The sequence below is a fragment of the Pseudomonas sp. SID14000 genome (genome assembly GCF_002165135.1).
Taxonomy (GTDB): Bacteria; Pseudomonadota; Gammaproteobacteria; order Pseudomonadales; family Pseudomonadaceae; genus Aquipseudomonas.
The window spans coordinates 225,008-248,714 of record NZ_NFZQ01000003.1 but is presented as its reverse complement, the minus strand read 5'-3'; the positions used below and the strand labels follow the sequence as shown (position 1 = coordinate 248,714).

The 23,707-nt window shown below is 63.6% G+C and carries 26 protein-coding genes; 17 read left to right on the top strand and 9 right to left on the bottom strand.

The features are described from left to right. Positions 1-165: 165 nt before the first annotated feature. Complete coding sequence (locus tag CAY82_RS06235) at positions 166-915, top strand: hydroxypyruvate isomerase family protein (RefSeq protein WP_087500404.1); 750 nt, start codon at positions 166-168, stop codon at positions 913-915. Between the two features lie 136 nt (positions 916-1,051). On the opposite strand, the gene CAY82_RS06230 is transcribed toward CAY82_RS06235, so the two are convergent. Together CAY82_RS06230 and CAY82_RS06225 are read right to left on the bottom strand one after the other, a co-directional pair. Further along, positions 1,052-1,648 (bottom strand): superoxide dismutase, encoded by a 597-nt coding sequence (locus tag CAY82_RS06230; protein WP_039612983.1) that lies wholly within the window; start codon positions 1,646-1,648, stop codon positions 1,052-1,054. Between the two features lie 505 nt (positions 1,649-2,153). Continuing rightward, entirely contained in the window at positions 2,154-2,753 is a 600-nt protein-coding gene (locus CAY82_RS06225) for a LysE/ArgO family amino acid transporter (protein WP_087500403.1), read from the bottom strand. 104 nt (positions 2,754-2,857) lie between these two features. Between CAY82_RS06225 and CAY82_RS06220 the strand changes: the two genes are divergently transcribed. From CAY82_RS06220 to CAY82_RS06210, 3 genes are all read left to right on the top strand, one after another. Further along, positions 2,858-3,748 carry a LysR family transcriptional regulator ArgP gene (locus CAY82_RS06220; RefSeq protein ID WP_087500402.1) on the top strand — a complete coding sequence of 297 codons (891 nt, stop codon included), beginning with the start codon at positions 2,858-2,860 and terminating at the stop codon, positions 3,746-3,748. A 49-nt stretch (positions 3,749-3,797) separates the two neighbouring features. Then, positions 3,798-4,793, top strand: coding sequence for an NAD(P)-dependent oxidoreductase (locus CAY82_RS06215; protein WP_087500401.1), 996 nt, complete (start codon positions 3,798-3,800; stop codon positions 4,791-4,793). Positions 4,794-4,880: 87 nt separating this feature from the next. Beyond that, positions 4,881-5,750, top strand: a complete 870-nt coding sequence (locus tag CAY82_RS06210) for an ATPase (RefSeq protein WP_087500400.1) — start codon at positions 4,881-4,883, stop codon at positions 5,748-5,750. A 46-nt stretch (positions 5,751-5,796) separates the two neighbouring features. On the opposite strand, the gene CAY82_RS06205 is transcribed toward CAY82_RS06210, so the two are convergent. Together CAY82_RS06205 and CAY82_RS06200 are read right to left on the bottom strand one after the other, a co-directional pair. Then, the gene (locus CAY82_RS06205) at positions 5,797-6,846 is read right to left on the bottom strand and encodes an alkene reductase (RefSeq protein WP_087500399.1); all 1,050 of its coding nucleotides are present in this window, start codon (positions 6,844-6,846) and stop codon (positions 5,797-5,799) included. A gap of 17 nt (positions 6,847-6,863) precedes the next feature. Beyond that, complete coding sequence (locus CAY82_RS06200; RefSeq protein ID WP_003258229.1) at positions 6,864-7,166, bottom strand: helix-turn-helix transcriptional regulator; 303 nt, start codon at positions 7,164-7,166, stop codon at positions 6,864-6,866. Between the two features lie 150 nt (positions 7,167-7,316). On the opposite strand from CAY82_RS06200, the gene CAY82_RS06195 reads away from it, so the two are divergent. Then, on the top strand, positions 7,317-7,901 hold the full coding sequence (locus tag CAY82_RS06195) for an ACP phosphodiesterase (protein WP_087500398.1): 585 nt from the start codon (positions 7,317-7,319) through the stop codon (positions 7,899-7,901). Between the two features lie 132 nt (positions 7,902-8,033). On the opposite strand, the gene CAY82_RS06190 is transcribed toward CAY82_RS06195, so the two are convergent. Continuing rightward, positions 8,034-8,822 (bottom strand): lysophospholipid acyltransferase family protein, encoded by a 789-nt coding sequence (locus CAY82_RS06190; RefSeq protein ID WP_087500397.1) that lies wholly within the window; start codon positions 8,820-8,822, stop codon positions 8,034-8,036. After that, positions 8,822-9,577: an L-ornithine N(alpha)-acyltransferase gene (gene olsB, locus CAY82_RS06185; protein ID WP_087500396.1), complete on the bottom strand. Its 756-nt coding sequence runs from the start codon at positions 9,575-9,577 to the stop codon at positions 8,822-8,824. Before olsB ends, CAY82_RS06190 begins: the two co-directional genes overlap by 1 nt. Positions 9,578-9,737: 160 nt before the next feature. Between olsB and CAY82_RS06180 the strand changes: the two genes are divergently transcribed. From CAY82_RS06180 to CAY82_RS06155, 6 genes are all read left to right on the top strand, one after another. Then, positions 9,738-10,625: an acyl-CoA dehydrogenase gene (locus CAY82_RS06180; protein ID WP_087500395.1), complete on the top strand. Its 888-nt coding sequence runs from the start codon at positions 9,738-9,740 to the stop codon at positions 10,623-10,625. 168 nt (positions 10,626-10,793) lie between these two features. Next, a complete protein-coding gene (locus CAY82_RS06175) occupies positions 10,794-11,876 on the top strand; it encodes a serine hydrolase (RefSeq protein ID WP_087500394.1) in 1,083 nt (360 codons plus the stop codon). After that, the gene (locus CAY82_RS06170; RefSeq protein WP_087500393.1) at positions 11,873-12,169 is read left to right on the top strand and encodes an amidase; all 297 of its coding nucleotides are present in this window, start codon (positions 11,873-11,875) and stop codon (positions 12,167-12,169) included. The genes CAY82_RS06175 and CAY82_RS06170 overlap by 4 nt, the downstream gene beginning before the upstream one ends. A 44-nt stretch (positions 12,170-12,213) precedes the next feature. Then, positions 12,214-12,795: a YceI family protein gene (locus CAY82_RS06165; protein ID WP_087500392.1), complete on the top strand. Its 582-nt coding sequence runs from the start codon at positions 12,214-12,216 to the stop codon at positions 12,793-12,795. A gap of 1 nt (position 12,796) precedes the next feature. After that, a complete protein-coding gene (locus CAY82_RS06160) occupies positions 12,797-13,954 on the top strand; it encodes a phosphatidylserine/phosphatidylglycerophosphate/cardiolipin synthase family protein (RefSeq protein ID WP_087500391.1) in 1,158 nt (385 codons plus the stop codon). Positions 13,955-14,005: 51 nt separating this feature from the next. Continuing rightward, the gene (locus CAY82_RS06155) at positions 14,006-14,584 is read left to right on the top strand and encodes a DJ-1/PfpI family protein (protein ID WP_087500390.1); all 579 of its coding nucleotides are present in this window, start codon (positions 14,006-14,008) and stop codon (positions 14,582-14,584) included. Between the two features lie 139 nt (positions 14,585-14,723). Here the strand turns inward: CAY82_RS06155 and CAY82_RS06150 are convergent, their stop codons facing one another. Next, positions 14,724-15,122, bottom strand: coding sequence for a nuclear transport factor 2 family protein (locus CAY82_RS06150; protein WP_087500389.1), 399 nt, complete (start codon positions 15,120-15,122; stop codon positions 14,724-14,726). 115 nt (positions 15,123-15,237) lie between these two features. On the opposite strand from CAY82_RS06150, the gene CAY82_RS06145 reads away from it, so the two are divergent. Both CAY82_RS06145 and CAY82_RS06140 read left to right on the top strand, forming a co-directional pair. Then, complete coding sequence (locus CAY82_RS06145) at positions 15,238-15,828, top strand: GNAT family N-acetyltransferase (RefSeq protein WP_087500388.1); 591 nt, start codon at positions 15,238-15,240, stop codon at positions 15,826-15,828. Further along, entirely contained in the window at positions 15,825-16,697 is an 873-nt protein-coding gene (locus CAY82_RS06140; RefSeq protein ID WP_087500387.1) for a carbon-nitrogen hydrolase family protein, read from the top strand. The genes CAY82_RS06145 and CAY82_RS06140 overlap by 4 nt, the downstream gene beginning before the upstream one ends. A 119-nt stretch (positions 16,698-16,816) precedes the next feature. Here the strand turns inward: CAY82_RS06140 and CAY82_RS06135 are convergent, their stop codons facing one another. Continuing rightward, positions 16,817-18,340 carry a fumarate hydratase gene (locus tag CAY82_RS06135; protein ID WP_025340505.1) on the bottom strand — a complete coding sequence of 508 codons (1,524 nt, stop codon included), beginning with the start codon at positions 18,338-18,340 and terminating at the stop codon, positions 16,817-16,819. Positions 18,341-18,616: 276 nt separating this feature from the next. On the opposite strand from CAY82_RS06135, the gene CAY82_RS06125 reads away from it, so the two are divergent. After that, positions 18,617-19,537 (top strand): iron-sulfur-binding ferredoxin reductase, encoded by a 921-nt coding sequence (locus tag CAY82_RS06125; protein ID WP_087500385.1) that lies wholly within the window; start codon positions 18,617-18,619, stop codon positions 19,535-19,537. 122 nt (positions 19,538-19,659) lie between these two features. Here the strand turns inward: CAY82_RS06125 and pyk are convergent, their stop codons facing one another. Next, complete coding sequence (pyk, locus tag CAY82_RS06120; protein WP_087500384.1) at positions 19,660-21,114, bottom strand: pyruvate kinase; 1,455 nt, start codon at positions 21,112-21,114, stop codon at positions 19,660-19,662. Between the two features lie 179 nt (positions 21,115-21,293). Between pyk and CAY82_RS06115 the strand changes: the two genes are divergently transcribed. From CAY82_RS06115 to sbcB, 3 genes are all read left to right on the top strand, one after another. Beyond that, positions 21,294-21,680 (top strand): hypothetical protein, encoded by a 387-nt coding sequence (locus CAY82_RS06115; RefSeq protein WP_087500383.1) that lies wholly within the window; start codon positions 21,294-21,296, stop codon positions 21,678-21,680. A gap of 123 nt (positions 21,681-21,803) precedes the next feature. Further along, on the top strand, positions 21,804-22,163 hold the full coding sequence (locus CAY82_RS06110) for a PilZ domain-containing protein (RefSeq protein ID WP_087500382.1): 360 nt from the start codon (positions 21,804-21,806) through the stop codon (positions 22,161-22,163). Between the two features lie 84 nt (positions 22,164-22,247). Continuing rightward, entirely contained in the window at positions 22,248-23,681 is a 1,434-nt protein-coding gene (sbcB, locus tag CAY82_RS06105) for an exodeoxyribonuclease I (RefSeq protein ID WP_087500381.1), read from the top strand. The last annotated feature ends 26 nt before the right edge of the window (positions 23,682-23,707 follow it).

The following is a 23,707-nucleotide window of genomic DNA, read 5'->3' as shown; positions in this document are numbered from 1 at the left end:
TCGACCCAGCAGATTTGGGGCGAACTGAGGCAGGAAAATACCACACACGGAGGATGTGAGTATTTGTACGCAGCGAGCTGGCGCAGTTGCTGCCAGCGCAGTGCCGGAGCCGCGACTCAGGCTTTGGATCGATGAATGTTTTCTTCCCGGGATGGATCTATACACATGCTCAAATTCAATGCTCACCTCGGCTTCCAGTTCAACGAACTGCCTTTTATGCAGCGTATCGAAGCCGCCGCTGCCGCAGGATTTCGTGCGGTGGAATTCCCGTCGCCCTATGAATTCGATGCGAGCCTGTTGGCTGATCAACTGGCGCAATATTCGTTGTCACTGGTCCAGTTTGCCGCACCGGCTGGCGTTACCAAGGGCATTGCTGCGGTGGCGGGCAAGGAGCCCGAGTTCCGTGACGGGTTGCGCCAGGCAGTCAGCTATGCCCGCACACTGGCGTGTGCGGATGTGCACCTGATGTCCGGGATAACCGACGAGGATGGCGCCGACAAGGTCTATGCGAGCAACCTGGACTATGCCGTGAAGTATTTCGAGGACCAGGGGCTGCGGCCATTGATCGAGGTGATCTGCGCGCAGGAAATGCCGGGGTATTACCTGTCCGATTTCAGCAAGGCGCAGCGGGTGCTGGAGATGCATGCGAGTGTCGGGTTGATCCTTGATCTCTACCATGCACAGTTACTGACCGGAAATGCTGCCGATGTGCTGTCGCAGTTCTTTGATCGGACGGTGCATGTGCAGGTGGCCGACTGTCCGGGGCGGCATCAGCCGGGGACGGGGCAGATGGATGTTGCTGGGTTGTTTGCGGCTCTGGAGCAGCGCGGGTATGCGGGGTGGGTTGGGTGTGAGTATCGGCCTACGGGTGCTACTGCGCAGAGCCTTGGCTGGCTTGAGCGGTACGTTTCCTGAAGGCACCGCAGCCCCCATGAAAAAATCCGATGCCAGGGGACTGGCATCGGATTTTCGAAGAAGCCCGGCGCGGATGGCAATGCTGGAATGACAGCATTGCGGCACGGGGCCGGGTCTTTCGTCAGGGCTGAACGACTCAGGCCTTGAAGGTCTTGCCTTCGAACTGTTCGGCAACGAAGGCCCAGTTGACCAGGTTCCAGAACGCCTCGACGTACTTCGGACGCAGGTTGCGGTAGTCGATGTAGTAGGCGTGTTCCCAGACATCGCAGGTCAGCAGCGGGGTGTCGCCGCTGGTCAGCGGGCAGCCGGCGCCGATGGTGCTGGCCAGGGCCAGGGAACCGTCAGCCTTCTTCACCAGCCAGCCCCAGCCGGAACCGAAGGTGCCAACCGAAGTCTTGGTGAACTCTTCCTTGAACTTGTCGAAGGAACCGAAAGCGGCGTTGATGGCGTCAGCCAGGGCACCGGTCGGCTGGCCACCGGCGTTTGGTGCCAGGCAGTTCCAGTAGAAGGTGTGGTTCCAGACTTGAGCGGCGTTATTGAAGATGCCGCCCGAAGAGGTCTTGACGATCTCTTCCAGGGTCTTGCCTTCGAATTCGGTGCCTGGGACCAGGTTGTTCAGGTTCACGACATAGGTGTTGTGGTGCTTGTCGTGGTGATACTCCAGGGTTTCCTTGGAGATGTGCGGCTGCAGGGCATCGTGGGCGTACGGCAGCGGCGGCAATTCAAAAGCCATGGTAGATCTCCTGATTCAGGTCTGTTTGCGGTTTGCGCAAGGCCGATCACGGGCGGCCCGATAAGCGTCGGCGAATCTGTACTCTTTGCGACGCAAGGGCTGGATCATAGCACCGGGCCCGGCGCATAACCACGCAACAAAGATAGGGAATAGAGGTTCCAGAGCGGGTGGGGCGTGCCGACCAGTGGTGCTCGGCTTACCCCTTGTGGCGCCTGGCAGATCGAGCGCCGCCCGCGCGGCGCTTCGCGGGGCAAGCCCGCTCCCACATTTGTTGCAACGTGCCGAACCTGCCAGGGCATGGTTGCTTGCCTTGGTGCCGGTCTTGAGGCAGGTGGGGCGGCATCAATGCCCACCTCGAAATCCAGTCATGCCAACAAGGCTGCCAACCATGGCCTCACAGGCATGGCCACGTTGCAACAAATGTGGGAGCGGGCTTGCCCCGCGAAGCGCCGCGCGGGCGGCGCTCGATCTGCCAGGCGCTAAAAATGTTGTGACAAGCCCAGGGTCAGTTGAAGATCAACTGCGCCGCCACCGCGAACATCATCACCGCCACCATCAGGTCGAGCATGCGCCAGGTCGCCGGCCGTGCCAGCCACGGTGCCAGCCAGGCCGCGCCGATCGCCAGGGTCGAGAACCACAGCAGCGAGGCACTGGCGGCGCCGGCCACGTAGGCACCAGGTGCGGTCTGCTGGGCGCCCAGCGAGCCGATCAGTAACACCGTATCGAGGTACACGTGCGGGTTCAGCAGGGTCACTGCCAGGGCGCTGAGCAGCACGGCACGGCGCGAGCGCATGCCTTGGCCTTGCTGGTGTTGCAGGCTCTGGCTTGAGCAGGCGCTGCGCAAAGCCTTGCTGCCGTACCAGATCAGGAACACCGCGCCGCCCCAGCGAGCCACCGCCAGCAAGGTCGGGTTGTGCGCCAGCACTGTTGCCAGGCCGAACACTCCAGCCGCTACCAGGATCGCGTCACAAATGATGCACAGCGCCGCCACCGGCAGGTGATGCTCGCGACGCAAGCTCTGGGCGAGGACGAAGGCGTTCTGTGCACCGATGGCCATGATCAGGCCGAAGGCCACGAGCATGCCGTTTAGATAGCTTTGCCACATGGCGTGCTCTCCAGAAATGAATTGCCGTAAAAGATGCTGGCCATTGTGATGAACCACGCTGTATAAGAAAAACAAATAAAGCTGATCTGTCATTAGGAAAATCGATGTTCGACTACAAGCTGCTGGCTGCCCTCGCTGCGGTGATCGAACAGGGTGGATTCGAACGCGCGGCGCAGGTACTGGGCTTGTCGCAGTCGGCCATCTCCCAGCGCATCAAGCTGCTCGAGGCGCGAGTCGGGCAGCCGGTGCTGGTGCGTGCCACACCACCAAGCCCGACCGAAGTCGGCCGCCAGTTGCTCAACCATGTACAGCAGGTGCGTCTGCTGGAACGCGACCTGCAGCGCCAGGTGCCGGCGCTGGACGAGGAGGGCATGCCGGAGCGCCTGCGCATTGCCCTCAACGCCGACAGCCTGGCCACCTGGTGGGCCGGCGCGGTGGGCAACTTTTGCGCACAGCAGAACGTGCTGACCGATCTGGTGGTGGAAGACCAGGAAGTGGGCCTGAAACGCATGCGTGCGGGCGAAGTGGCGGCCTGCCTGTGTGGCAGCGAGCGGCCGGTGGCCGGGGCGCGTAGCCTGCCGCTGGGCGCCATGCGTTACCGGGCGCTGGCCAGTCCCGGGTTCATGGCGCAGCATTTTCCGCAGGGCTTCGCCGCCAGCCGCCTGGCTCGTACCCCGGCGATCGTGTACGGCCCAGACGACTTCCTGCAACACCGCTACCTGGCATCACTGGGCATCGAGGGCGGCTTCCTGCACCACTTGTGTCCGTCGTCCGAAGGCTTCCTGCGTATGACCGAAGCCGGTCTGGGCTGGGGCCTGGTGCCCGAACTGCAGGCTCGCGAGCAACTGGCAGGCGGTCAGTTGGTAGAAATCTGCAGCGATACCCCCATCGATGTGCCGCTGTACTGGCATCATTGGCGCAATGGCGGGCAACTGCTCGCGCAACTGACCGACCACCTGCGGCACACCGCACGGCAATGGCTGGTGCCCTTGTAGGCACGGCTGGCGTCAGTTGCATCTGAAATCTGGCAAGACGGAGTCTTACATGCGAATTCTGGTCACCGGCGCGAGTGGCTTCATTGGCGGGCGCTTTGCGCGCTTTGCCCTGGAGCAGGGCCTGGACGTGCGGGTCAGCGGCCGTCGAGCCGAAGGGGTCGAGCACCTGGTCAAGCGCGGGGCCCAGTTCATCCCTGGCGACCTGGGTGATGCCGAGCTGGCCCGCCGCCTGTGTCAGGGTGTCGAGGCGGTGGTGCACTGCGCTGGCGCGGTGGGCAACTGGGGGCGCTACCAGGACTTCTACCAAGGCAATGTGGTGGTCACCGAAAACGTGGTCGAGGGCTGTTTGAAGGAGCACGTACGACGCCTGGTGCACCTGTCGTCGCCGTCGATCTACTTCAATGGCCGCTCGCGCCTGGACATCCGTGAAGACCAGGTGCCGCGCCGTTTCCACGACCACTACGGGCAGACCAAGCACATGGCCGAGCAGAAAGTGTTCGGTGCCCAGGAGTTCGGCCTCGAGGTGCTGGCGCTGCGCCCACGCTTCGTCACCGGCGCCGGCGATGCCAGTATCTTCCCGCGGCTGATGCAGATGCAGCGCAAAGGTCGTGTGGCGATCATCGGCAACGGCCTGAACAAAGTCGATTTCACCAGCGTGCACAACCTTAACGAGGCGCTTCTCAGCGCCCTGTTCGCCGACGACCGGGCGCTGGGGCAGGCCTACAACATCAGCAATGGCCAGCCACTGCCGCTGTGGGACGTGGTCAACTACGTGATGCGTCAGATGCAACTGCCGCAAGTTACCCGTTACCGCTCCTATGGCCTGGCCTACAGCCTGGCCGCGCTGAACGAGGCGGCCTGCATGTTGTGGCCGGGGCGCCCGCAACCGACCCTGTCGCGCCTGGGGATGCAGGTGATGAGCCGCGATTTCACCCTGGATATCAGCCGCGCCCGGCAGTACCTGGACTACCAGCCCAAGGTCAGCCTGTGGACGGCGCTGGATGAGTTCTGTGCCTGGTGGAAGCACCAGCCGCCGGGGCAATGATGTCGCGGGGCGGACAATGGTCATCAATGCGCCGCGCTGGCGGTTTATACTCGTGCCTCTTTGCGACTACCGCGGTTGAATGTATCCATGCGTAACCATGCTCACGATGACTACGATGACGTGCCTACCCTGCGGGCCGGCACCCATGACGATGACGAACTGATGCCGGCGCACGTGGTGCGTAGCCGCCAGAAAGCCGCTCGCGGTGCCAGCACGGCGCCGCTGTGGGCATTGCTCGGGGCCTCGTTCATTGCCTTGGCGGGCCTTGGCTGGTGGAGTTTCCAGCAGATCTCGCTGATGGAACAGCAACTGGTGGCAACCCAGGAAAGCTTCGCCCGCATCAGCGAAGAGGCGGCCGGGCGCCTGCAGGCGATCAGCGGCAAGGTGGCGGCCAGCGAATCCGGCGCCACTACCAACAGCGAGGCGCTGAAGCTGCAGCTGCGTCAGTTGCAGAAGGGGGTGGCCGGGCAGACCGGCGACCTGGGCAAACGCCTGGAGCAGGTGTTGGCCGATACCCGTGAACAGCAGAAGGTCGTGACCGAGCTGCAAAGCCAATTGCAGACGCAATTGAAGCTGGTGAATGGCGAGCTGGCCGCATTGCGCTCGGGCCAGGTCGATGGTGGCAAGCTGGATACCCAGCTCAAGGGCCTGAACGAACAGGTTGCGGCGCTGAAGGCCGCGCAGGTGGATGGCGCCAAGCTGGACGGGCAGCTCAAGAGCCTGGGCAGCGAGGTGGCTGCGCTGAAGAAGCAGGGTAACCCGAGTGCGGCCATCCAGGACCTGGAACAGGACATTCTGGTGCTCAAGAGCCAGATCGACAACCGCCCGGCTGCGGCAGCGTCCGGTGGTGCTTCGGTGCAGGAGTTCGATGCCTTCCGGGCGCAGACGACCCGCAACCTGAATACCTTGCAGAGCCAGATCCAGAACCTGCAGCAGCAGATCAATGCCCGGCCCTGAGATCACCTGAGCCTTCTTCGCGGGCACGCCCGCGAATGGCCCTCAATCACAACCGCGGATAGTCGATATACCCCACCGCCCCCTTGCCATAGAAGGTCTCCGGCCGCGCCTCGTTCAACGGCGCATCCGCTGCCAGCCGCGCCGGCAGGTCAGGGTTGGCGATGAACGGCACGCCAAACGCTACGGCGTCCGCCTTGCCACTGGCCAGGGCCTCATTGGCACTGGCCTTGTCAAACCGTTCATTGACGATATACGGGCCACCGAACGCCTCCTTGATCAACGGGCCGATGCTGTCATCGGCTTCCTTTTCCCGCGAGCAGATGAAAGCAATGCCCCGCTTGCCCAGTTCACGGGCCACGTAGGTAAAGGTTTCGGCGCGGTCAGCGTCGCCCATGTCATGGATATCGGCACGCGGTGACAGGTGCACGCCTACACGGCCCGCACCCCACACCTCGATGGCCGCATCGGTCACTTCCAGCAGCAGACGCGCACGGTTTTCCAGCGAGCCACCGTAGCGGTCGGTGCGCTGGTTGGTGCTGCTCTGCAGGAACTGGTCGAGCAGGTAGCCATTGGCACCGTGGATCTCCACGCCATCGAAACCGGCAGCCTTGGCATTCTCGGCACCGCTGCGGTAGGCCTCGACGATGTCGATGATTTCTTCGGTTTCCAGCGCGCGTGGGGTGGGGTAGTCACTGAGCGGGCGCACCAGGCTTACATGGCCCTTGGGCTGGATCGCGCTGGGGGCCACCGGCAGCTCGCCGTTCAGGTAGCTGGGGTGGGAGATGCGGCCAACGTGCCAAAGCTGCAGGAAGATGCGCCCGCCAGCGGCATGCACGGCCTTTGTCACATTGTTCCAGCCACGCACCTGCTCGTCGTTCCAGATACCAGGGGTATCCGGGTAGCCGACGCCCATGGCGCTGACCGAGGTCGCCTCGCTGAGGATCAGCCCGGCGCTGGCGCGTTGTACGTAGTATTCGGCCATCAGCGCATTGGGCACGCGGCCTTCATCGGCCCGGCAGCGCGTGAGCGGGGCCATGATGATGCGGTTGGGCAGTTGCAGGTCGCCCAGGGTGATCGGATCGAAAAGCGTGGTCATGACGGTTACCTGCCTGTTCAGAGTGCTTGGCGCAGTTGTTCGAGAAACGCCTGGATGGTGGCTTCGTTACGTTTGAAGAAGTGCCATTGGCCGATCTTCTGGCTGCTGATCAGCCCGGCGCGCTGCAGGGTGGCCAGGTGGGCGGAGACGGTCGACTGCGACAGGCCGCAGCGTTGGTCGATCTGCCCGGCACACACACCGTTCTCGGTGCTGTGATACTGGTCGGGAAATTGCGTTGCCGGGTCCTTCAGCCAGCTGAGGATTTCTCGCCTGACCGGATGGGCCAGCGCTTTTATGATTTCGTCGAGATCGAGAGGCATGGGTTGAGGCTCGTTGTAGCGGTATATCGCGATAAGGCGAAATGTAAATCGTGATTCCTCGATATACAAATACCAAGAGGTTCTGAGCTGAGCATGAATCGCTATATCGCGTTATAACGATATATTACCCAGCGGTGCTAGACTGCGCTCATGAACTACCTCGCACACCTGCACCTTGGCGGCCCGGCGCCGCAACAACTGCTTGGCAGCCTTTATGGTGACTTCGTCAAAGGCTCGCTGGAAGGGCGCTTCCCGCCTGCGCTGGAGGCGGCCATCCGTCTGCACCGGCATATCGACAGCTATACCGACCAGCACCCGTTGGTGCTGGCGGCGCTGGCGCGTTTCCCACGGGAACGGCGTCGTTTTGCCGGCATCGTTCTGGATGTGTTTTTCGACCATTGCCTGGCGCGGCATTGGCGGGATTATGCCGAGCAGCCGCTGGAGCAGTTCACCGGGGACTTTTATCGGGTGCTGCTGGCTGAGCCTGAGTTGCCGGGGCGGCTGGCGCGGATTGCGCCGTTCATGGCGGCGGATGACTGGCTGGGGGCGTATGGCGACTTTGCCACGCTGGAGCAGGTGTTCAACGGCATTGCCCGGCGCTTGTCGCGGCCAGAGGGAATGGTCGGGGTGATGGGTGAGCTGGAGCAGTTGTATGAGCCGCTGATGGCGGACTTCAGGGAGTTTTACCCGCAGTTGCAGGTATTTGCGGCGGCGGGGCGGATGTCTGACAGTTAATGCTGGGTTGGCATTGCCGGCCTCTTCGCGGGTAAACCCGCTCCCACAGGTACACCACAGAGTTCAGGATGTGTGCGGTCCCTGTGGGAGCGGGTTCACCCGCGAAAGGGCCAGAACAGATAGTGCAAAAGCTCAGGCAGCCCGCGCCTGCCGTCGTGGCGCCAGCTCAACCTCTTCAACCCCGAACAACGCCAGGTGAATCGCCTGCTGCGCCTGTAACGCCAGCACCGCTCGCTCCTTGCCCACGCTACCGATTGGCCGCAACAGGTGAATGCATACCTCACCCCGTGGCTGGGCGAACAGGCGCATCAGGTGCGACACCAGGTCATCATCGCCGATGAATGGCGCAATCGGGTCGGTCTGGCCATTGCGCAGGTACTGGATGGCGACCGGCTGCACCGCTACGCCGCGGTCGATGGCGCCTGCCAGCAGGCGGCCATGGAAGGTGCGCAGGGTACGGCCGCTGGTAGTAGTGCCTTCCGGGAAGATCAGCAGCGGTCGGCCCAGGCCCAGCTGCCCGGCGATCTGCTCACGCAGGCGCTGACTGTCGCCCCCGCCACGGCGGATGAACAGGGTGCCGGCCTTTTCCGCCAGCCAGCCGGCCATCGGCCAGTGGCGCACTTCAGCCTTGGACAGGAAGGACAGCGGCAGCAGCATGCCGAGCAGGGGGATATCGGTCCAGGACACGTGGTTGCTGACCCACAACATCGGCCGTTGTGGCAGTTCGCCGATCACCCGTACTTCGAAAGGCAGGGCTGCGACCAAGCGCTTCATGAACAGGCAGGTCCAGCGCTGGCGACGCTCGATGGGCGCCTTGAGTCCCAGGCGTTCGCCCAGGGCGATCAAGCTGGCCATCAGCATGCCCAGCAGCAGTACCAGCAGCAGTCGAGTCAGGCGGGTCAGTGCCCGCAACTTCGGCATCAGACCGCTGCCTTGAAGTGGCGGGCGTAGCGCGGGCACAGCTCGTCGCGCTTGAGCAGGATGAACACGTCGGCCACCTGGAAGTCTTCGTCCCAGCACGGCTCACCGCAGATCTTCGCGCCCAGGCGCATGTACGCCTTGAGTAGCGGTGGCATTTCGGCAATGACGTTGTTTGGTAGGGCCAGGTTGGGCAACGGGTTCTTTGGCTCGGCCCGCAGGTGTTCGGTGCACAGGTAGCGGTCACGCAGGCGCTGCATCACCGCATGGGCCTGTACCCCGCCATCGTGCATGGGGATGCTGGCGCAGCCCATCAGATAGCTGTAGCGGCCTTCGTTGAGCACTTCGGCCAGTTCGCCCCAGAGCACGGCGATGGTGCCGCCGTTGCGGTAGTCGGAGGCTACGCAGGTGCGGCCCAGTTCCAGGATCGGGCCCTGCAGTTGCATCAGGCCGTGCAGGCTGAATTCTTCTTCGCTATAGAAGCGGCCCAGGCTACTGGCGGCCTGATGGTCGAGCAGGCGGGTGGTGGCAACCAGCTCGCCGGTGTTCAGGTCGCGTACGCCAATGTGGCGGCAGTGCACGTCGTAGTCGTCCATGTCCAGGCCTTGCTCGGCACCTTTGAGCCTGGCCTTGAATTCGGCGCTGAACACTTTGTAGCGCAGGGCCTGGGCTTCTTGCAGGGCCGCGGCGCCAACCAGGCGTTCGGCTTGCAGACGGCGTTCGGTGCTGTTGTCGCCAGCGTGAGCGATCCGAGTCATTACGAGTCTCCATAAGCCAGCCATGAAGGGTTGCGGCCGGTCGGCTTTGTTGTGCAAAGTCAGCCTAGGTAGACGGGGTGTCACCCCTGTGAATCTTTGGTGATGCTTGCGTGACACCCTCTGAGTCTTAACAGAAAGCCCCTCAGCAAGGAGCCGACCGATGGCCTGGTTGCAACGACTCAACGACCCGCTTCGCCAAGCGTTGGCGGGCACCCTGGGCGAAACCTACGCAGCGCTGCTCGAGCGCCTTGGCCCGGTTGCCCCGTTCGAACTGGCGGTGCTCGGTGGGCGCGCAATGGCCACCCCGGGCCTGGCTTTCCTGGTCGGCTACCAGGCCGCCTTACGCGTGCTGTGGCCCAGTGCCCCACCCAGCCTCGGTGCCCTGTGTGCCACCGAACGGCGCAGCGTGCGGCCGGCGGACATGCGCACGCGCCTGGACGGCTTGCGGCTGACCGGCAGCAAGGACTTCGTCACTGCAGGCCTGGAGGCGGAATGGCTGCTGGTGGCGGCGCGCTGCGAGGCGACGGGCGCGGCCCCACAATTGAACCTGGCAGTGGTCTACCCCGGGGAGCCAGGTGTGACGCTGGAAGCGCTGCCGACCCTGCCGCTGATGCCGGAGGTGGGGCATGGGCGATTGATACTGGAGCAGGCGGCGTGCGAGTTGCTGGCCGGTGATGGTTGGGATGCTTATGTAAAGCCGTTCCGTTCGCTGGAGGACCTGTATGTGCTTACGGCGTTGACGGCCTGGCTGTATGGCGTGGGGCAGGAGTGTGCCTGGCCACAGGCCCTGCGCCTGCAGTTGCTTGGGTTACTGGCTGGGTGTGCCGAGGGCAGCCGGCAGTGTGCCGATAGTGTTGGCTGCCATTTGTTGCTGGGGGGCCTGTTTGCACAGTTCCAGGCGCTGCGGGGGGAGATCGATGCCGCGTTGGCGGCGGGGCCAGCGCATTGGGCGCAGATCTGGCAGCGTGACCAGGGGGTGATGGCGCTGGCGGCGGCGGCGCGGGAGAAGCGGCTGAACAAGGCGTGGGCTGCTGCGGGGTTGTCATGAATGCCTGTTAGATTTGTGTGATTCCATGAATCGTGGGGCCGCTTTGCGGCCCTTTCGCGACACAAGGCCGCTCCCACAAAAGCAAGAGCAGCGCTGTTCCCTGTGGGAGCGGCCTTGTGTCGCGAAAGGGCTGCGCAGCAGCCCCAAAAGTTGCGAGCCTGAAACGGGATGCTGAAAAGTCTGCTGCTGCTTTTTTGCATGGCTACGGGAACCGCCAAAGCCGAGGTCTGGCCAACTCCGGACTGGCCAATCGACAACACCTCCCTCGATTGGCAAGCCGTCGACGCCTACGCCTTCCCCGCACGCACCACCCCCGAGCGCAGCGGCATCCGCACCGACGCGCTGCTGATCATTCGCGACGGTCGCATCCTCCATGAACGCTACGCCCCCCCGACCAGTGCTGCCACCGCGCACCTCACCTGGTCGATCAGCAAGAGCGTCCTTGCCACGCTGCTGGGCGTAGCCCAGGGCGAAGGCCGCTTCCAGCTGCAGGACCCGGTTACCCGCTTCTACCCGCCCATGCAGGCCCATCCTGGCGTGCACATGGTCGACCTGCTGCATTGGGCCAGCGGCCTGGACTGGCAGGAGGACTACGAGTACGCCCCGCTCAAGTCCTCGGTGGTGGCCATGCTGTATACCCGTGGCCGCGAGGACATGGCGGCCTATGCGGCAGCGCGGGAAACGGTGGCCAGCCCAGGCCAGCGGTTTCTTTACTCCAGTGGCGACAGCAACCTGCTGGCCGCCGCGCTGTACGGCATGCTCGATGCTGGTCAGTACCCCGACTACCCCTGGCATGCGCTGTTCACCCCGCTGGGTATCGACAGCGCGGTATGGGAGCGCGATCGGGCGGGTACCTACGTGGGCTCGTCCTATCTGTACCTCACCGCTCGCGACCTGGCACGCATCGGCCTGCTGATGCAGCGCGACGGGCGCTGGCAGGATCGGCAATTGCTGCCCAAATCTTGGGTGGCCTTCAACCGCACGCCGTTTGCCGAGGCCGAAGCGGTGCCCGGCGAAGCCAACCCCGGCGGTCACTGGTGGCTGAACCAGCCGTTGGCCGGTGCTGCACGGCCGTGGCCGAGTGCGCCCGCAGACACCTACGCAGCTCTTGGCCACTGGGGCCAGGCGCTGTACGTGCTGCCCACGCAAAAACTGGTGATCGTGCGTTACGGCGATGACCGCGACGGCAGTTACCAGCACGACGAACTGCTCAAGCGGATACTGGCGGCGCTGTCCGGGGAGGGGGCATGAAGCGGGTAGTGCTGCTGGTGTTTCTGGGGCTGGTGTACTGGGTCTGGCACGAGCGCCAGGCCTTGGCGGACTTCCCCGGCATCCTTTCGGCCTACTCGGCCAAGGAATATTGCTCGTGCCGCTTCGTCATGGGTTTCGAGCCAGCGTATTGCCAAGGCTACGTGAAGCAATGGCTGCCGCTGAGCCTGCTGGAGGAAAACAGCCAGCAGCGCCAGGTGACCGCCGAAGGCCTGGGCCGACGCAACCAGGCCGCCTGGCAAGGCCCGCGCGAGGGCTGCCGCTTGCTGCCGTGAAGGCGGGCGGGTAAGGTTGGCGGCCTGGTTTCACGAGATCTGTCATGTTCAAGCTGCCCCGCCTTTTACCTGCCTTGTTGCTGGCTTTTTGCCTGCCCGCTCACGCCAACTGGCACCTCGATGGCGAGTCTTCGCGCCTTTCGTTCATTACCGGCAAGAACGGTAACACCGCCGAAGTTCACCGCTTTCTGGTGCTGCATGGCACGGTCGACCGCAAGGGCGTGGCCGGGCTGAGCATCGAGATGGATTCGGTGAGCAGCGGCATTCCGCTGCGTGACGAACGCATGCGCGAGGACCTGTTCGAGGTCGAGCGCTTTGCCGAAGCCAAAGTGCAGGCGCAACTGGACCTGCGGCCGATCAACGACCTGGCCAACGGTGCCCAGATCGAGCTGCGCCTGCCGCTGACCGTAACCCTTCACGGCCAGTCGCACAGCTACAACGCCTTGCTGCTGGCCACCCGCCTGGACGAGCGACGCTTCCAGGTGGTGACCCTTGAACCCCTGGTGCTGCGCGCCGAGGATTTCGGCCTGCTGCCAGGGCTGCAACGCCTGCGCAAGTTCGCCGGGCTCACGTCCATCAACCCGTCGGTACCGGTTAGCGCGGTGCTGATCTTCACCGCACGCTGACATGGCAGGGCCGGTCTTTCCCTGGCGGGATGGCAACCAGTTCGAACTGCTGATCGACGGCCCCGAGTTTTTTCCGCGCATGCTCCTGGCGATCGTGCGCGCCGAGTTCCAGGTCGATCTGGAGCTGTACCTGGTCGAGGCCGGTGATTGCGCGGATGCGGTGGTCGAAGCGCTGGAGCAGGCCGCTCGACGCGGCGTGCGGGTGCGCTGCCTGTTCGACGACTACGGCTCGCTGGCTTTCAACAGCAAGTTGCGTCAGCGCCTGTTGGATGCAGGTGTGTACCTGCGCTGGTATAACCGCCTGCGCTGGAAGCGTGGTCTGCGCAACCTGTACCGCGACCACCGCAAGCTGCTGTTGGTGGATGAGCGCTGGGCCGTGGTGGGCGGTACGGGCGTCACTGACGAGTTCTGGACGCCTGGCGAGGCGACCAGTGAATGGCACGAGGTGATGGTACAGATGCAGGGGCCGGTGGTGAACGACTGGCAGTTGCTGTTCGACCGTCAGTGGCACGCCAACAACCGTCGCACAGCCTGGCGCCCAGCCGAGGGCTTTGGCCTGCCGCGCCTGCCCAAGGTACCTGCACAGGGGCAGGGCATGGGCCGGGTAGCCTATGCCGACGCCCGCCAGCATCAGGACATCCTGCATTCGCTGGTGCGGGCGATCAACAGCGGCAAGCAGCGAGTGTGGCTGGCCACACCCTACTTCCTGCCGACCTGGAGCGTGCGCCGGTCACTGCGCCGGGCTGCCAGCAAGGGCGTCGATGTGCGGCTGCTGCTGACCGGGCCGCGTACCGATCACCCCTCGGTGCGTTACGCCGGGCACCGCTATTACCCCCGTTTGCTGCGCGCCGGGGTGCGCATCTACGAGTACCAGCCGTGTTTCCTGCACCTGAAGATGGTGCTGATCGACGACTGGGTCAGTATCGGCTCGTGCAACTTCGATCACTGGAACCTGCGCTTCAATCTCGAGGCCAATATCGAGGCCCTCGACCCGCCGCTGACAGCTGCCGTGCAAGCCAGCTTCGAGCGTGATTTCGCCTTGAGCGAGGTGGTCGACCTCGGCCATTGGCATTCCCGGCCGCTGTGGCGGCGGGTGAAGCAGCGGGTATGGGGCTGGCTGGACCGGTTGGTGGTCAACTTGCTCGACCGTCGCGACTGAGACCGGCTATCGTGCAGTGACTGTCTCTAGGCAAGCGAAGGAGTGGGTGCGATGACGGCTAAGAAGATTCTCATGTTGGTCGGCGACTACGTCGAAGATTATGAAGTCATGGTGCCGTTCCAGGCACTGAGCATGGTCGGGCACACGGTACATGCGGTATGCCCGGAAAAGGTCGCGGGGCAGACAGTGCGTACCGCGATTCATGATTTCGAGGGCGAACAGACCTACAGCGAAAAGCCGGGGCACAACTTTGCCTTGAATTATGACTTTGTGCGGGTGCGGGCCGAGAGTTACGACGCGTTGTTGATCCCGGGTGGCCGTGCGCCAGAGTATCTGCGTCTGGATGAAAAGGTGCTGGAGCTGGTGCGCGCATTCGACCAGGCCGGCAAGCCGATCGCGGCGGTATGCCATGGTGCCCAGTTGCTGGCAGCGGCCGGTGTGCTGGAAGGGCGTGAATGCAGTGCGTACCCGGCGTGTGCGCCGGAAGTGCGCCTGGCGGGTGGGACATTCATCGATATCGCGGTGGACCAGGCGCATGTGGACGGCAACCTGGTGACGGCACCGGCATGGCCGGCGCATCCGGCGTGGCTGGCGGCTTTCCTCAAATTGCTGGGCACTCGTATCGCCTGACCGGGCCTCTTCGCGGCGGTTCGACGCCTCGATAAACCCGCTCCCACATGTACCTCACTGCTCTCAAGTCGTGTGGGATCTCTGTGGGAGCTGGCTTGCCGGTGATGAGGCCAGTGCAGGCAACACAGCTCAACCAGGCTCAGGCCACCTGCTCGACCCAGTCATTGAGGTTGTAGTAGTTGGTCACCCGGGCAATCTTCCCGCAGTGGATATAGAAGAACGCCCCCGCCGGCAGTACATAGGTTTGCCCGTTGGCCGCCGGCAACCCGTCGTCATCGGCCAGATATTCCCCATGCACGGTGAACTCTGCCGCCGCGCGGCTGCCATCGGCGTTCTGCATCACCACGATATCGGCCAGGCGTTCGCGGTAGCAGCGGTTCATCTTGTCCATGAACGCGGCAAACCGGGCCTTGCCCATCTGTCGCTCGCCCTGGTTGATGTCGTGGATCACATCCTCGCTGAGCAGGGCGAGAAAGGCCGGCATGTCTCCGGCGTTGAAGGCGGCGTAGTAAGCATTTACCAGTTCGGTAGCGGTCATGGAACAATACCTGTCGTGGAGGGAAAAGGCGGGTCGTTGCTCCGGATGATAGGGTTTCCCCTCAAGCCCGGCTTAGCCGAGCGCGTCATCCACATCGACAAAACGACCGCCAAGCATGGAAATACGCCTGTTGCACGGCGCTGCTATCGCGCCTTACATCGATGACCTCGCTCGCCTGCGCCTTACCGTGTTCCGCGAGTTTCCCTACCTTTACGACGGCACCCCGGAGTACGAGGCCGACTACCTGGCCACCTATGCCCGCTCCGGGCGCAGCCTGGTGGTGCTGGCGCTGGACGACGGTAAGGTTGTCGGTGCCTCCACCGGCCTGCCGCTGGTCGATGTCGCCCCCGAGTTCCAGCAGCCGTTCCTGGCCCAGGGGCGCGACCCGGCCAGCGTGTACTACTTCGGTGAATCGGTGGTATTGCCCGAGTACCGTGGCCGGGGCCTGGGGGTGCGCTTTTTCATCGAGCGCGAGTCCTACGCGCACAAGCTGGCCGAGTTCGACTACTGCGCGTTCTGCGCGGTCGAGCGGCCAGGTGTGCATCCGCGGCGGCCTGCGGACTACAAGCCGTTGCATGGCTTCTGGCGTAACCGCGGCTTCTTGCACGACCCGTCACTGCGCACCAGTTACGCCTGGCGCGACCTGGACGAGCAGGAAAGCTCCGACAAGCTGATGTCGTTCTGGCTCAAGGAACTGCCGATATGATCCGCCTGGCGGCCTGCCAGTACGCCATCGAGCTGCATGAAACCTGGGAGGCCTATGCCGATCATCTGCAAGGCCTGTGCGCCGAGGCGGTGGAGGCGGGGGCCCGCCTGCTGCTGTTGCCGGAGTACGCCGGGCTGGTGCTCAGCGGGCAGCTGAGTGCCGAACAGCGAGGTGACCTGAAGGCCTCCATCGCCGGCATCCAGCCGCTGATCGAACCCTGGAAAGCCCTGTGCGAGAGCCTTGCCCGACGCTGGGGTATCTACCTGCAACCGGGAAGCGTACCTGTGCTGGACAGCGATGGGCGGTACCGCAACCGTGCCTGGCTATTCGGCCCCAAGGGCGTGCTGGGCTACCAGGACAAGCTGATGATGACCCGCTTCGAGCGGGAGCAGTGGGACATAGCCGCGGGCCAGGGACTACAGGTGTTTGACACCGAGCTGGGGCGCCTGGGGATCCTGATCTGCTACGACAACGAATTCCCGATGCTGGCCCGGCGCTTGGCCGAGGGTGGTGCCGACCTTATCCTGGCGCCGAGCTGTACTGACACCGAGGCGGGTTATCACCGGGTGCGCATTGGCGCGCAGGCGCGGGCGTTGGAGAACCAGCTTGCGGTGTTGCAGAGCCCTACGGTGGGGCTGGCGCCCTGGTCGCCGGCGCTGGATGAGAATATCGGTCGGGCAGGCTTGTTCGTGCCGCCGGATCACGGGATGCCGGGGGATGGGGTGGTGGCCTTGAGTGAAGAATTGAGCCCTGCCACTAGTCAGTGGCTGGTCTGTGAGGTGGACCTTGAGGAAGTACGGCGGGTGAGGCGGGAAGGGCAGGTGTTTACCCGCAGGGATTGGCCGGAGCAGTTCGAACGAATTGTGTAGAACAGGGGCGGCCTCTTCGCGGGTGAACCCGCTCCCACAGGTAGCGCGTAGCCCCAGGCTTGCGCTGTCCCTGTGGGAGCGGGTTTACCCGCGAAGAAGGCGACACGGTTACATCAGGCTTACTTCACTTCGACTGCCAGGCTCTGGGCAATCTTGCTCTGCCACAGGGCAGGGCCAGTGATGTGTACCGACTCACCGTTGCTGTCCACGGCGACGGTCACCGGCATGTCCTTGACCTCGAACTCGTAGATCGCTTCCATGCCCAGTTCGGCGAAGGCCAGGACCTTCGATTTGCGGATGGCCTGGGCCACCAGGTAGGCAGCGCCGCCGACGGCCATCAGGTACACGGCCTTGTTGTCCTTGATTGCCTCGATGGCGGCAGGGCCGCGCTCGGACTTGCCGATCATGCCCAGCAGGCCGGTCTGCTCGAGGATCTGGCGGGTGAACTTGTCCATGCGGGTAGCGGTGGTCGGGCCGGCCGGGCCTACCACTTCGTCACCGACCGGGTCGACCGGGCCGACGTAGTAGATGAAGCGGCCTTTCAGGTCCACCGGCAGCTCTTCGCCACGGTTGAGCATTTCGACCATGCGCTTGTGCGCGGCATCGCGGCCGGTCAGCATCTTGCCGTTGAGCAGGATGGTTTCGCCCGGCTTCCAGCTGGCGACCTCTTCCGGGGTGATGGCGTCGAGGTTGACGCGACGGGCGCTCGGGCCGGCTTCCCAGACGATTTCCGGGTAGGCGTCCAGCGACGGCGCTTCCAGCTCTGCCGGGCCGGAGCCATCGAGCACGAAGTGGGCGTGGCGGGTGGCAGCGCAGTTGGGGATCATGCACACCGGCAGCGAAGCGGCGTGGGTCGGGTAGTCCATGATCTTGACGTCGAGCACGGTGGTCAGGCCACCCAGGCCCTGGGCACCGATGCCCAGCTGGTTGACCTTCTCGAACAGCTCCAGGCGGATTTCTTCCAGGCGGTTCTGCGGGCCACGGGCTTTCAGTTCGTGGATGTCGATGGACTCCATCAACACTTCCTTGGCCATCACGGCGGCCTTCTCGGCGGTACCGCCGATGCCGATGCCGAGCATGCCAGGCGGGCACCAGCCAGCGCCCATGGTCGGGACGGTCTTCAGTACCCAGTCGACGATCGAGTCGGACGGGTTGAGCATGGCCATCTTCGACTTGTTCTCCGAGCCGCCGCCCTTGGCTGCGACATCGACCTCGACCTTGTCGCCGGGGACGATGGAGTAGTGGATCACTGCCGGGGTGTTGTCCTTGGTGTTCTTGCGGGCACCGGCCGGGTCGGCCAGGATCGAGGCGCGCAGGACGTTTTCAGGCAGGTTGTAGGCGCGACGCACACCCTCGTTGATCATGTCGTCGACGCTCAGGGTGGCGCCGTCCCAGCGTACGTCCATGCCCACGCGCACGAACACGGTAACGATACCGGTGTCCTGGCAGATCGGGCGGTGGCCGGTGGCGCACATGCGCGAGTTGATCAGGATCTGGGCGATGGAGTCGCGGGCAGCTGGCGACTCTTCACGCAGATAGGCCTCGTGCATGGCCTGGATGAAATCGACGGGGTGGTAGTACGAGATGAATTGCAGGGCGTCGGCGACGCTCTGAATCAGGTCGTCTTGCTTGATCACGGTCATGCAGCGCGCTCCTCTTAAAGACGGGAACATTCATATAGACGCTCGACGGTGCCGACCAGCGTGTCGAAACGCCTTGCAAAGGCGCGCCGGCAGCATGGCCGACGCAAAGGCGCGGCAGTATAGCGTGCCTCACGGTGTGAAACACCTGCGAGTAGTCTGGACCATGGTCGGCAGGGGGGCAGGCATTGTTCTTGCTGGCTTGCTGTAGAGATAGGATGCTTGGAGGGGGCCGCAAAGCGACCCCAGAAACCCAAGCGCTGGAAGAGATAGCTGAACATGCCCGAACTTTGCGTGGGCGAGCGCCGCTGGGCGGTGCCGACCGGCAGCAACCTGCTTGATGCCTTGAACGAGGCCGGGCTGAACGTGCCCTACAGTTGCCGCGCCGGCAGTTGCCATGCCTGCCTGGTGCACTGCCTGGCCGGGCAACCGCTGGATGCCATGCCCGAGGCCCTGGCGCTGGACAAGCATGCCTTGGGCTGGCGTCTGGCTTGCCAGTGCCGTGTGGTCGAGGACCTGCATGTAGCGTTGTTCGACCCGCAACAGGATGGTGTGCCGGCTCAGGTCTGTGCCCTGGACTGGTTCGGCGATGTGTTGCGCGTACGGCTGCGGCCCGAGCGGGCACTGCGTTACCAGGCGGGGCAACATGTGGTGCTGTGGAATGGCGTGGTAGCGCGGCCTTACTCCTTGGCCAGCCTGCCGGGCGAAGATGATTTCCTCGAGTTTCATATCGACTGCCAGCGCCCCGGTGCCTTTTGTGACAAGGCCCGTGGCTTGCAACTGGGTGATGTGTTGCGCCTGGGCGAGCTCAGGGGCGGTGCCTTGCATTACGACCCGGACTGGCAGGAGCGGCCGCTGTGGTTGCTGGCGGCGGGTACCGGGCTGGCGCCGTTGTGGGGCATCTTGCGCGAGGCAGTGCGTCAGGGGCACCAAGGGGAAATCAGGGTCATGCATGTTGCGCGCGAGCGCGTTGGGCATTATCTGGCCGAGCCGTTGCGAGAGATGGCGGATGTGAATGTCGAGCTGGTACTGGCAGAGCAGCTGGATGAAGCGTTGGCCGGGTTGCGGCCGTCATCGCGGCAGACGGTGGCGCTAGTGTGCGGGGCGCCGGGGAGTGTCGAGCGGTTTGCCCGGCGGCTGTTCATTGCCGGGGTGCCGCGGGGGCAGGTGTTTGCCGATGTGTTTGTCGAGCATGTCTGAGTGAGCAGGGGAGGGCTTTGCCCTCCTTTCGCGACACAAGGCCGCTCCTAGGGAATGCGTATCCCTTGTAGGAGCGGCCTTGCGTCGCGAAGGGCCGCAAAGCGGCCCCCTTTCAAGCAGGATCAACCGACCAGCGGATCACCGACATGCAGGATCTTCATGCCATTGGTGCCACCGATGGTGTGGTAGCTGTCACCTTTGGTCAGGATTACCCAGTCACCTTGCTCCACCAGGCCACGCTTGAGCAGTTCGTCGACCGCTGCCTGGCTCACCTTGTCGGCCGGCTGCGAGGCCGGGTCGAAGGCGATCGGGTACACGCCGCGGAACATCGATGCGCGCGCCTGGGTGGCGCGGTGCGGCGACAGGGCGAAGATCGGCACATGTGAACGCAGGCGCGACATGATCAGCGGGGTGTAGCCACTCTCGGTCAGGGCGATGATCGCCTTCACGCCCGGGAAGTGGTTGGCGGTGTACATGGCCGCCAGGGCGATGCTTTCGTCGCAGCGCTCGAAGGTGGTGTGCAGGCGGTGGCTGGACTTCTGGCTGGTCGGGTGCTTTTCGGCACCCAGGCAGATGCGGGCCATGGCCTGGACGGCTTCGATCGGGTAGGCACCGGCGGCACTCTCGGCCGACAGCATCACCGCATCGGTGTTGTCCAGCACGGCGTTGGCCACGTCGGACACTTCGGCGCGGGTCGGCATCGGGTTCTGGATCATCGACTCCATCATCTGGGTCGCCACGATCACCGCCTTGTTGTTGCGACGGGCGTGCTGGATGATCTTTTTCTGGATGGCGATCAGCTCGGCGTCGCCGATTTCCACGCCCAGGTCGCCACGAGCGACCATGACGGCGTCGGAGGCGAGGATCAGCTTGTCGAGGGTCTCGTCGTCGGCCACCGCTTCGGCGCGTTCGATCTTGGCCACCAGCCAGGCGCTGCCGCCGGCTTCATCGCGCAGCTTGCGCGCGTATTCCATGTCGCTGGCGTCACGCGGGAAGGACACGGCCAGGTAGTCCAGGTCCATTTCCGCGGCCAGTTTGATGTCGGCCTTGTCTTTTTCGGTCAGGGCCGGTGCGGTCAGGCCGCCACCTTTACGGTTGATGCCTTTGTGGTCCGACAGCGGGCCACCGATGATCACCACGCAGTGCAGGGCATCTGCGGTGGCGGTCTCGACGCGCATGACCACGCGCCCATCGTCGAGCAGCAATTCGTCACCAACGCCGCAGTCCTTGACCAGGTCGGGGTAGTCGATACCGACGATGTCCTGGTTGCCTTCGGTCAGCGGGTGGGCAGTGGAGAAGGTGAACTTGTCACCGATCTTCAATTCGATGCGCTTGTTGGCGAACTTGGCGATGCGGATCTTCGGACCCTGCAGGTCGCCCAGCAGTGCAACATGGCGGCCGTTCTTTGCGGCGATTTCTCGGATCAGGCGCGCGCGGGCCTTGTGCTCGTCCGGAGTGCCGTGGGAGAAGTTCAGGCGTGCCACGTCCAGGCCGGCGAGGATCAGCTGTTCGATCACTTCCGGCGAGTTGCTGGCGGGGCCAAGGGTGGCGACGATTTTGGTACGGCGGATGCTCATGCACAGACTCCTATAGTGAAGCGCAGCGAAAGGCTACTCCTGAATCTCGCTGTAGTCATTGTTCCGTTGCACTACCTGCGACCAAGGCAGGGTGGCATTTGAACGGGCAGGGTATCCTTGCAAAAGGGTGTGAAGATTTGCCGGCAAAGGCCGATACACTGGCATCAAAGGAGACCCCCATGCGAGCCCTGATCGTTTTAGCTCTGGCGGCCAGTGCCGTCGGCTGCACCCGCTGGTCCATGGACCACCACCTGAACAATGCCTACCGCGCCTACGACCGTGGCGATTGCGCACGGGTCATGCTCGAGCTGTCGCAGGTCGACCGCACCAGCCGTGCGCGACCGTTCATCCACCCCGAGGTGTCGCTGCTGCGTGGTCAGTGCCTGGAACGCCAGGCCTTGTACGTGGATGCCGCGCAGACTTACCAGTACCTGATCCAGCAGTACCCGGGCAATGAGTATGCCTATCGCGCCCAGGCACGCCTGCAGACCTTGGAGAAACTTGGCCATTGGCGCGGCGCCGAAGCTGCCGTGGCCAACCCGGTGACCGCCGCACCTTGGCGTTAACACCAAGGTTTGAATTTTTTCACGGGATTTGCAGTGCATGCTGAGCTAATCTGTAACTCAGGTGTTACAACAACCGCCAGTTCCACGTATTCCTGGCATCGGATACGGACTGCACTTGCGATCATGTTCAACAAGCGCCACATCGAACGCCATCAGTTGCCTTGTGTCCTCAAGGTGTTCAACCGCTTTACCGGTCAGGCGATCGGTCAACTGGGCAATGCCTCTGAAGACGGGCTGATGCTGATCAGCCAGCTACCTGTGCTGGTCGGGCCCGACTACGATCTGCAATTGCGCCTGCCGCTGGTCGGCGGCGGGCATCAATTCGTCAACCTTACCGCCAGCTGCCTGTGGTGCCGCGAAGACCAGACACCCGGGCACTACGATTCGGGCTTCATGCTGCTGCAGGCGCCCCGCGAGTACGACGAATTCGTCCACTCGTTGCGCGACTTTTTCAGTTTTCGCCCTGCCAACGCTTCCGCCTGAGCCCCGAGCCCACGAAGCCTTGGCTCGCTGGAGTCGCGCCAGAATCGCGCTAGAATCGGGTCGACCTCGATACAGGACGACCCCGTGACCTCCAGCATTTTCTGGCACGACTACGAAACCACCGGCATCAACCCGCGCTGCGACCGGCCGCTACAGGTGGCTGGCGTGCGCACCGACTTCGACCTCAACGAGATCGACGAGCCGATCAGCCTTTATTGCCGGCCTTCCGACGATATCCTGCCGCACCCGGCCGCCTGTCTGGTGACTGGCATCACCCCGCAATTGTTGGCCGAGCAAGGCCTGTGCGAAGCCGAGTTCATGACCCGGGTGCACGCGCAACTGGCGCAACCAGGTACCTGTGGCGCCGGCTACAACACGCTGCGCTTCGACGACGAAGTGACCCGCTACAGCCTGTACCGCAACTTTTTCGACCCTTATGCCCGGGAGTGGCAGGGTGGCAACAGCCGCTGGGACCTGATCGATATCGTGCGCACAGCCTATGCGTTGCGCCCGGATGGCATCGAGTGGCCGCAACAGGATGGGCGCACCAGCCTGCGCCTGGAGCTGCTGAGCAAGGCCAATGGCATCGACCATGGTCAGGCTCACGAAGCGCTTTCCGACGTGCGGGCGACCATCGCCCTGGCCCGCCTTATCCGGCAGAAACAGCCCAGGTTGTATGACTGGCTGTTCCAGTTGCGCAGCAAGCATAAAGTGATGGAGCAGATCCGTTTGTTGCAGCCATTGGTGCATATATCCGGGCGCTTTTCGGCTGCACGTAATTACCTTGGTGTCATATTGCCATTGGCCTGGCACCCACGTAATCGTAATGCGCTGATTGTCTGCGACCTGCATCAGGAAACCTTACCGCTACTACGGGAAAGTGCTGAAGTTCTACGCCAGCGTTTGTATACCCGCCATGAAGAACTGGCCGAGGGAGAATTACCCGTTCCGCTCAAACTGGTGCAGATCAATCGCTGCCCGGTGCTGGCGCCACTCTCGGTATTGCGCCCGGCCGATCAACAACGGTTGGGCCTGGACTTGACGTTGTTACAATTGCGCGGCGAAGAACTGGCCAGGCAACAGGCGCAATGGCAAGACAAGCTGGAGTACATCTACGGCAAGGAAGACTTCGCCCCGAGTGAAGACCCGGAACAACAGTTGTATGACGGATTTCTGGGGGACCGTGACCGCCGTTTATGTGAGCAAGTTCGTGCGCTGGAACCGGCGCAGTTGGGCCGTGGGCACTGGATGTTCGATGACCCGCGCCTGCCCGAACTGTTATTCCGTTACCGGGCGCGCAACTTCCCCGAGACCTTGACCGGTGAAGAGCGGCAACGCTGGTTCAGCTTCTGCCAGCAGCGCCTGAGCGACCCGCAGTGGGGCGCGCCGAATACGCTGGGCGACTTCGAACAGGCCCGGCAGCAGGCCTGGGAGGGCGCCGACGAGGCGGGGCGGCGAGTGCTGGAGGCCTGGCAGGTGCATGCCCGGCAACTGCAGGCACAGTTTGCAATTGGCTGAGGGCTGACAAAAAACGCGGACAAACA

Bases quoted from the DNA above. Each gene is read 5' to 3' on its own strand.
- CAY82_RS06140 (WP_087500387.1), top strand. From the start codon at position 15,825: ATGATCCGCCTGGCGGCCTGCCAGTACGCCATCGAGCTGCATGAAACC.
- CAY82_RS06205 (WP_087500399.1), bottom strand. From the start codon at position 6,846: ATGACCACGCTTTTCGATCCGATCACCCTGGGCGACCTGCAACTGCCC.
- pyk (WP_087500384.1), bottom strand. From the start codon at position 21,114: ATGAGCATCCGCCGTACCAAAATCGTCGCCACCCTTGGCCCCGCCAGC.
- CAY82_RS06155 (WP_087500390.1), top strand. From the start codon at position 14,006: ATGACGGCTAAGAAGATTCTCATGTTGGTCGGCGACTACGTCGAAGAT.
- CAY82_RS06145 (WP_087500388.1), top strand. From the start codon at position 15,238: ATGGAAATACGCCTGTTGCACGGCGCTGCTATCGCGCCTTACATCGAT.
- CAY82_RS06110 (WP_087500382.1), top strand. From the start codon at position 21,804: ATGTTCAACAAGCGCCACATCGAACGCCATCAGTTGCCTTGTGTCCTC.
- CAY82_RS06115 (WP_087500383.1), top strand. From the start codon at position 21,294: ATGCGAGCCCTGATCGTTTTAGCTCTGGCGGCCAGTGCCGTCGGCTGC.
- CAY82_RS06165 (WP_087500392.1), top strand. From the start codon at position 12,214: ATGTTCAAGCTGCCCCGCCTTTTACCTGCCTTGTTGCTGGCTTTTTGC.
- CAY82_RS06210 (WP_087500400.1), top strand. From the start codon at position 4,881: ATGCGTAACCATGCTCACGATGACTACGATGACGTGCCTACCCTGCGG.
- olsB (WP_087500396.1), bottom strand. From the start codon at position 9,577: ATGACTCGGATCGCTCACGCTGGCGACAACAGCACCGAACGCCGTCTG.
- CAY82_RS06215 (WP_087500401.1), top strand. From the start codon at position 3,798: ATGCGAATTCTGGTCACCGGCGCGAGTGGCTTCATTGGCGGGCGCTTT.
- CAY82_RS06230 (WP_039612983.1), bottom strand. From the start codon at position 1,648: ATGGCTTTTGAATTGCCGCCGCTGCCGTACGCCCACGATGCCCTGCAG.
- CAY82_RS06220 (WP_087500402.1), top strand. From the start codon at position 2,858: ATGTTCGACTACAAGCTGCTGGCTGCCCTCGCTGCGGTGATCGAACAG.
- CAY82_RS06195 (WP_087500398.1), top strand. From the start codon at position 7,317: ATGAACTACCTCGCACACCTGCACCTTGGCGGCCCGGCGCCGCAACAA.
- CAY82_RS06180 (WP_087500395.1), top strand. From the start codon at position 9,738: ATGGCCTGGTTGCAACGACTCAACGACCCGCTTCGCCAAGCGTTGGCG.
- CAY82_RS06135 (WP_025340505.1), bottom strand. From the start codon at position 18,340: ATGACCGTGATCAAGCAAGACGACCTGATTCAGAGCGTCGCCGACGCC.
- CAY82_RS06125 (WP_087500385.1), top strand. From the start codon at position 18,617: ATGCCCGAACTTTGCGTGGGCGAGCGCCGCTGGGCGGTGCCGACCGGC.
- CAY82_RS06170 (WP_087500393.1), top strand. From the start codon at position 11,873: ATGAAGCGGGTAGTGCTGCTGGTGTTTCTGGGGCTGGTGTACTGGGTC.
- CAY82_RS06200 (WP_003258229.1), bottom strand. From the start codon at position 7,166: ATGCCTCTCGATCTCGACGAAATCATAAAAGCGCTGGCCCATCCGGTC.
- CAY82_RS06160 (WP_087500391.1), top strand. From the start codon at position 12,797: ATGGCAGGGCCGGTCTTTCCCTGGCGGGATGGCAACCAGTTCGAACTG.
- CAY82_RS06235 (WP_087500404.1), top strand. From the start codon at position 166: ATGCTCAAATTCAATGCTCACCTCGGCTTCCAGTTCAACGAACTGCCT.
- CAY82_RS06150 (WP_087500389.1), bottom strand. From the start codon at position 15,122: ATGACCGCTACCGAACTGGTAAATGCTTACTACGCCGCCTTCAACGCC.
- CAY82_RS06175 (WP_087500394.1), top strand. From the start codon at position 10,794: ATGCTGAAAAGTCTGCTGCTGCTTTTTTGCATGGCTACGGGAACCGCC.
- CAY82_RS06225 (WP_087500403.1), bottom strand. From the start codon at position 2,753: ATGTGGCAAAGCTATCTAAACGGCATGCTCGTGGCCTTCGGCCTGATC.
- CAY82_RS06190 (WP_087500397.1), bottom strand. From the start codon at position 8,822: ATGCCGAAGTTGCGGGCACTGACCCGCCTGACTCGACTGCTGCTGGTA.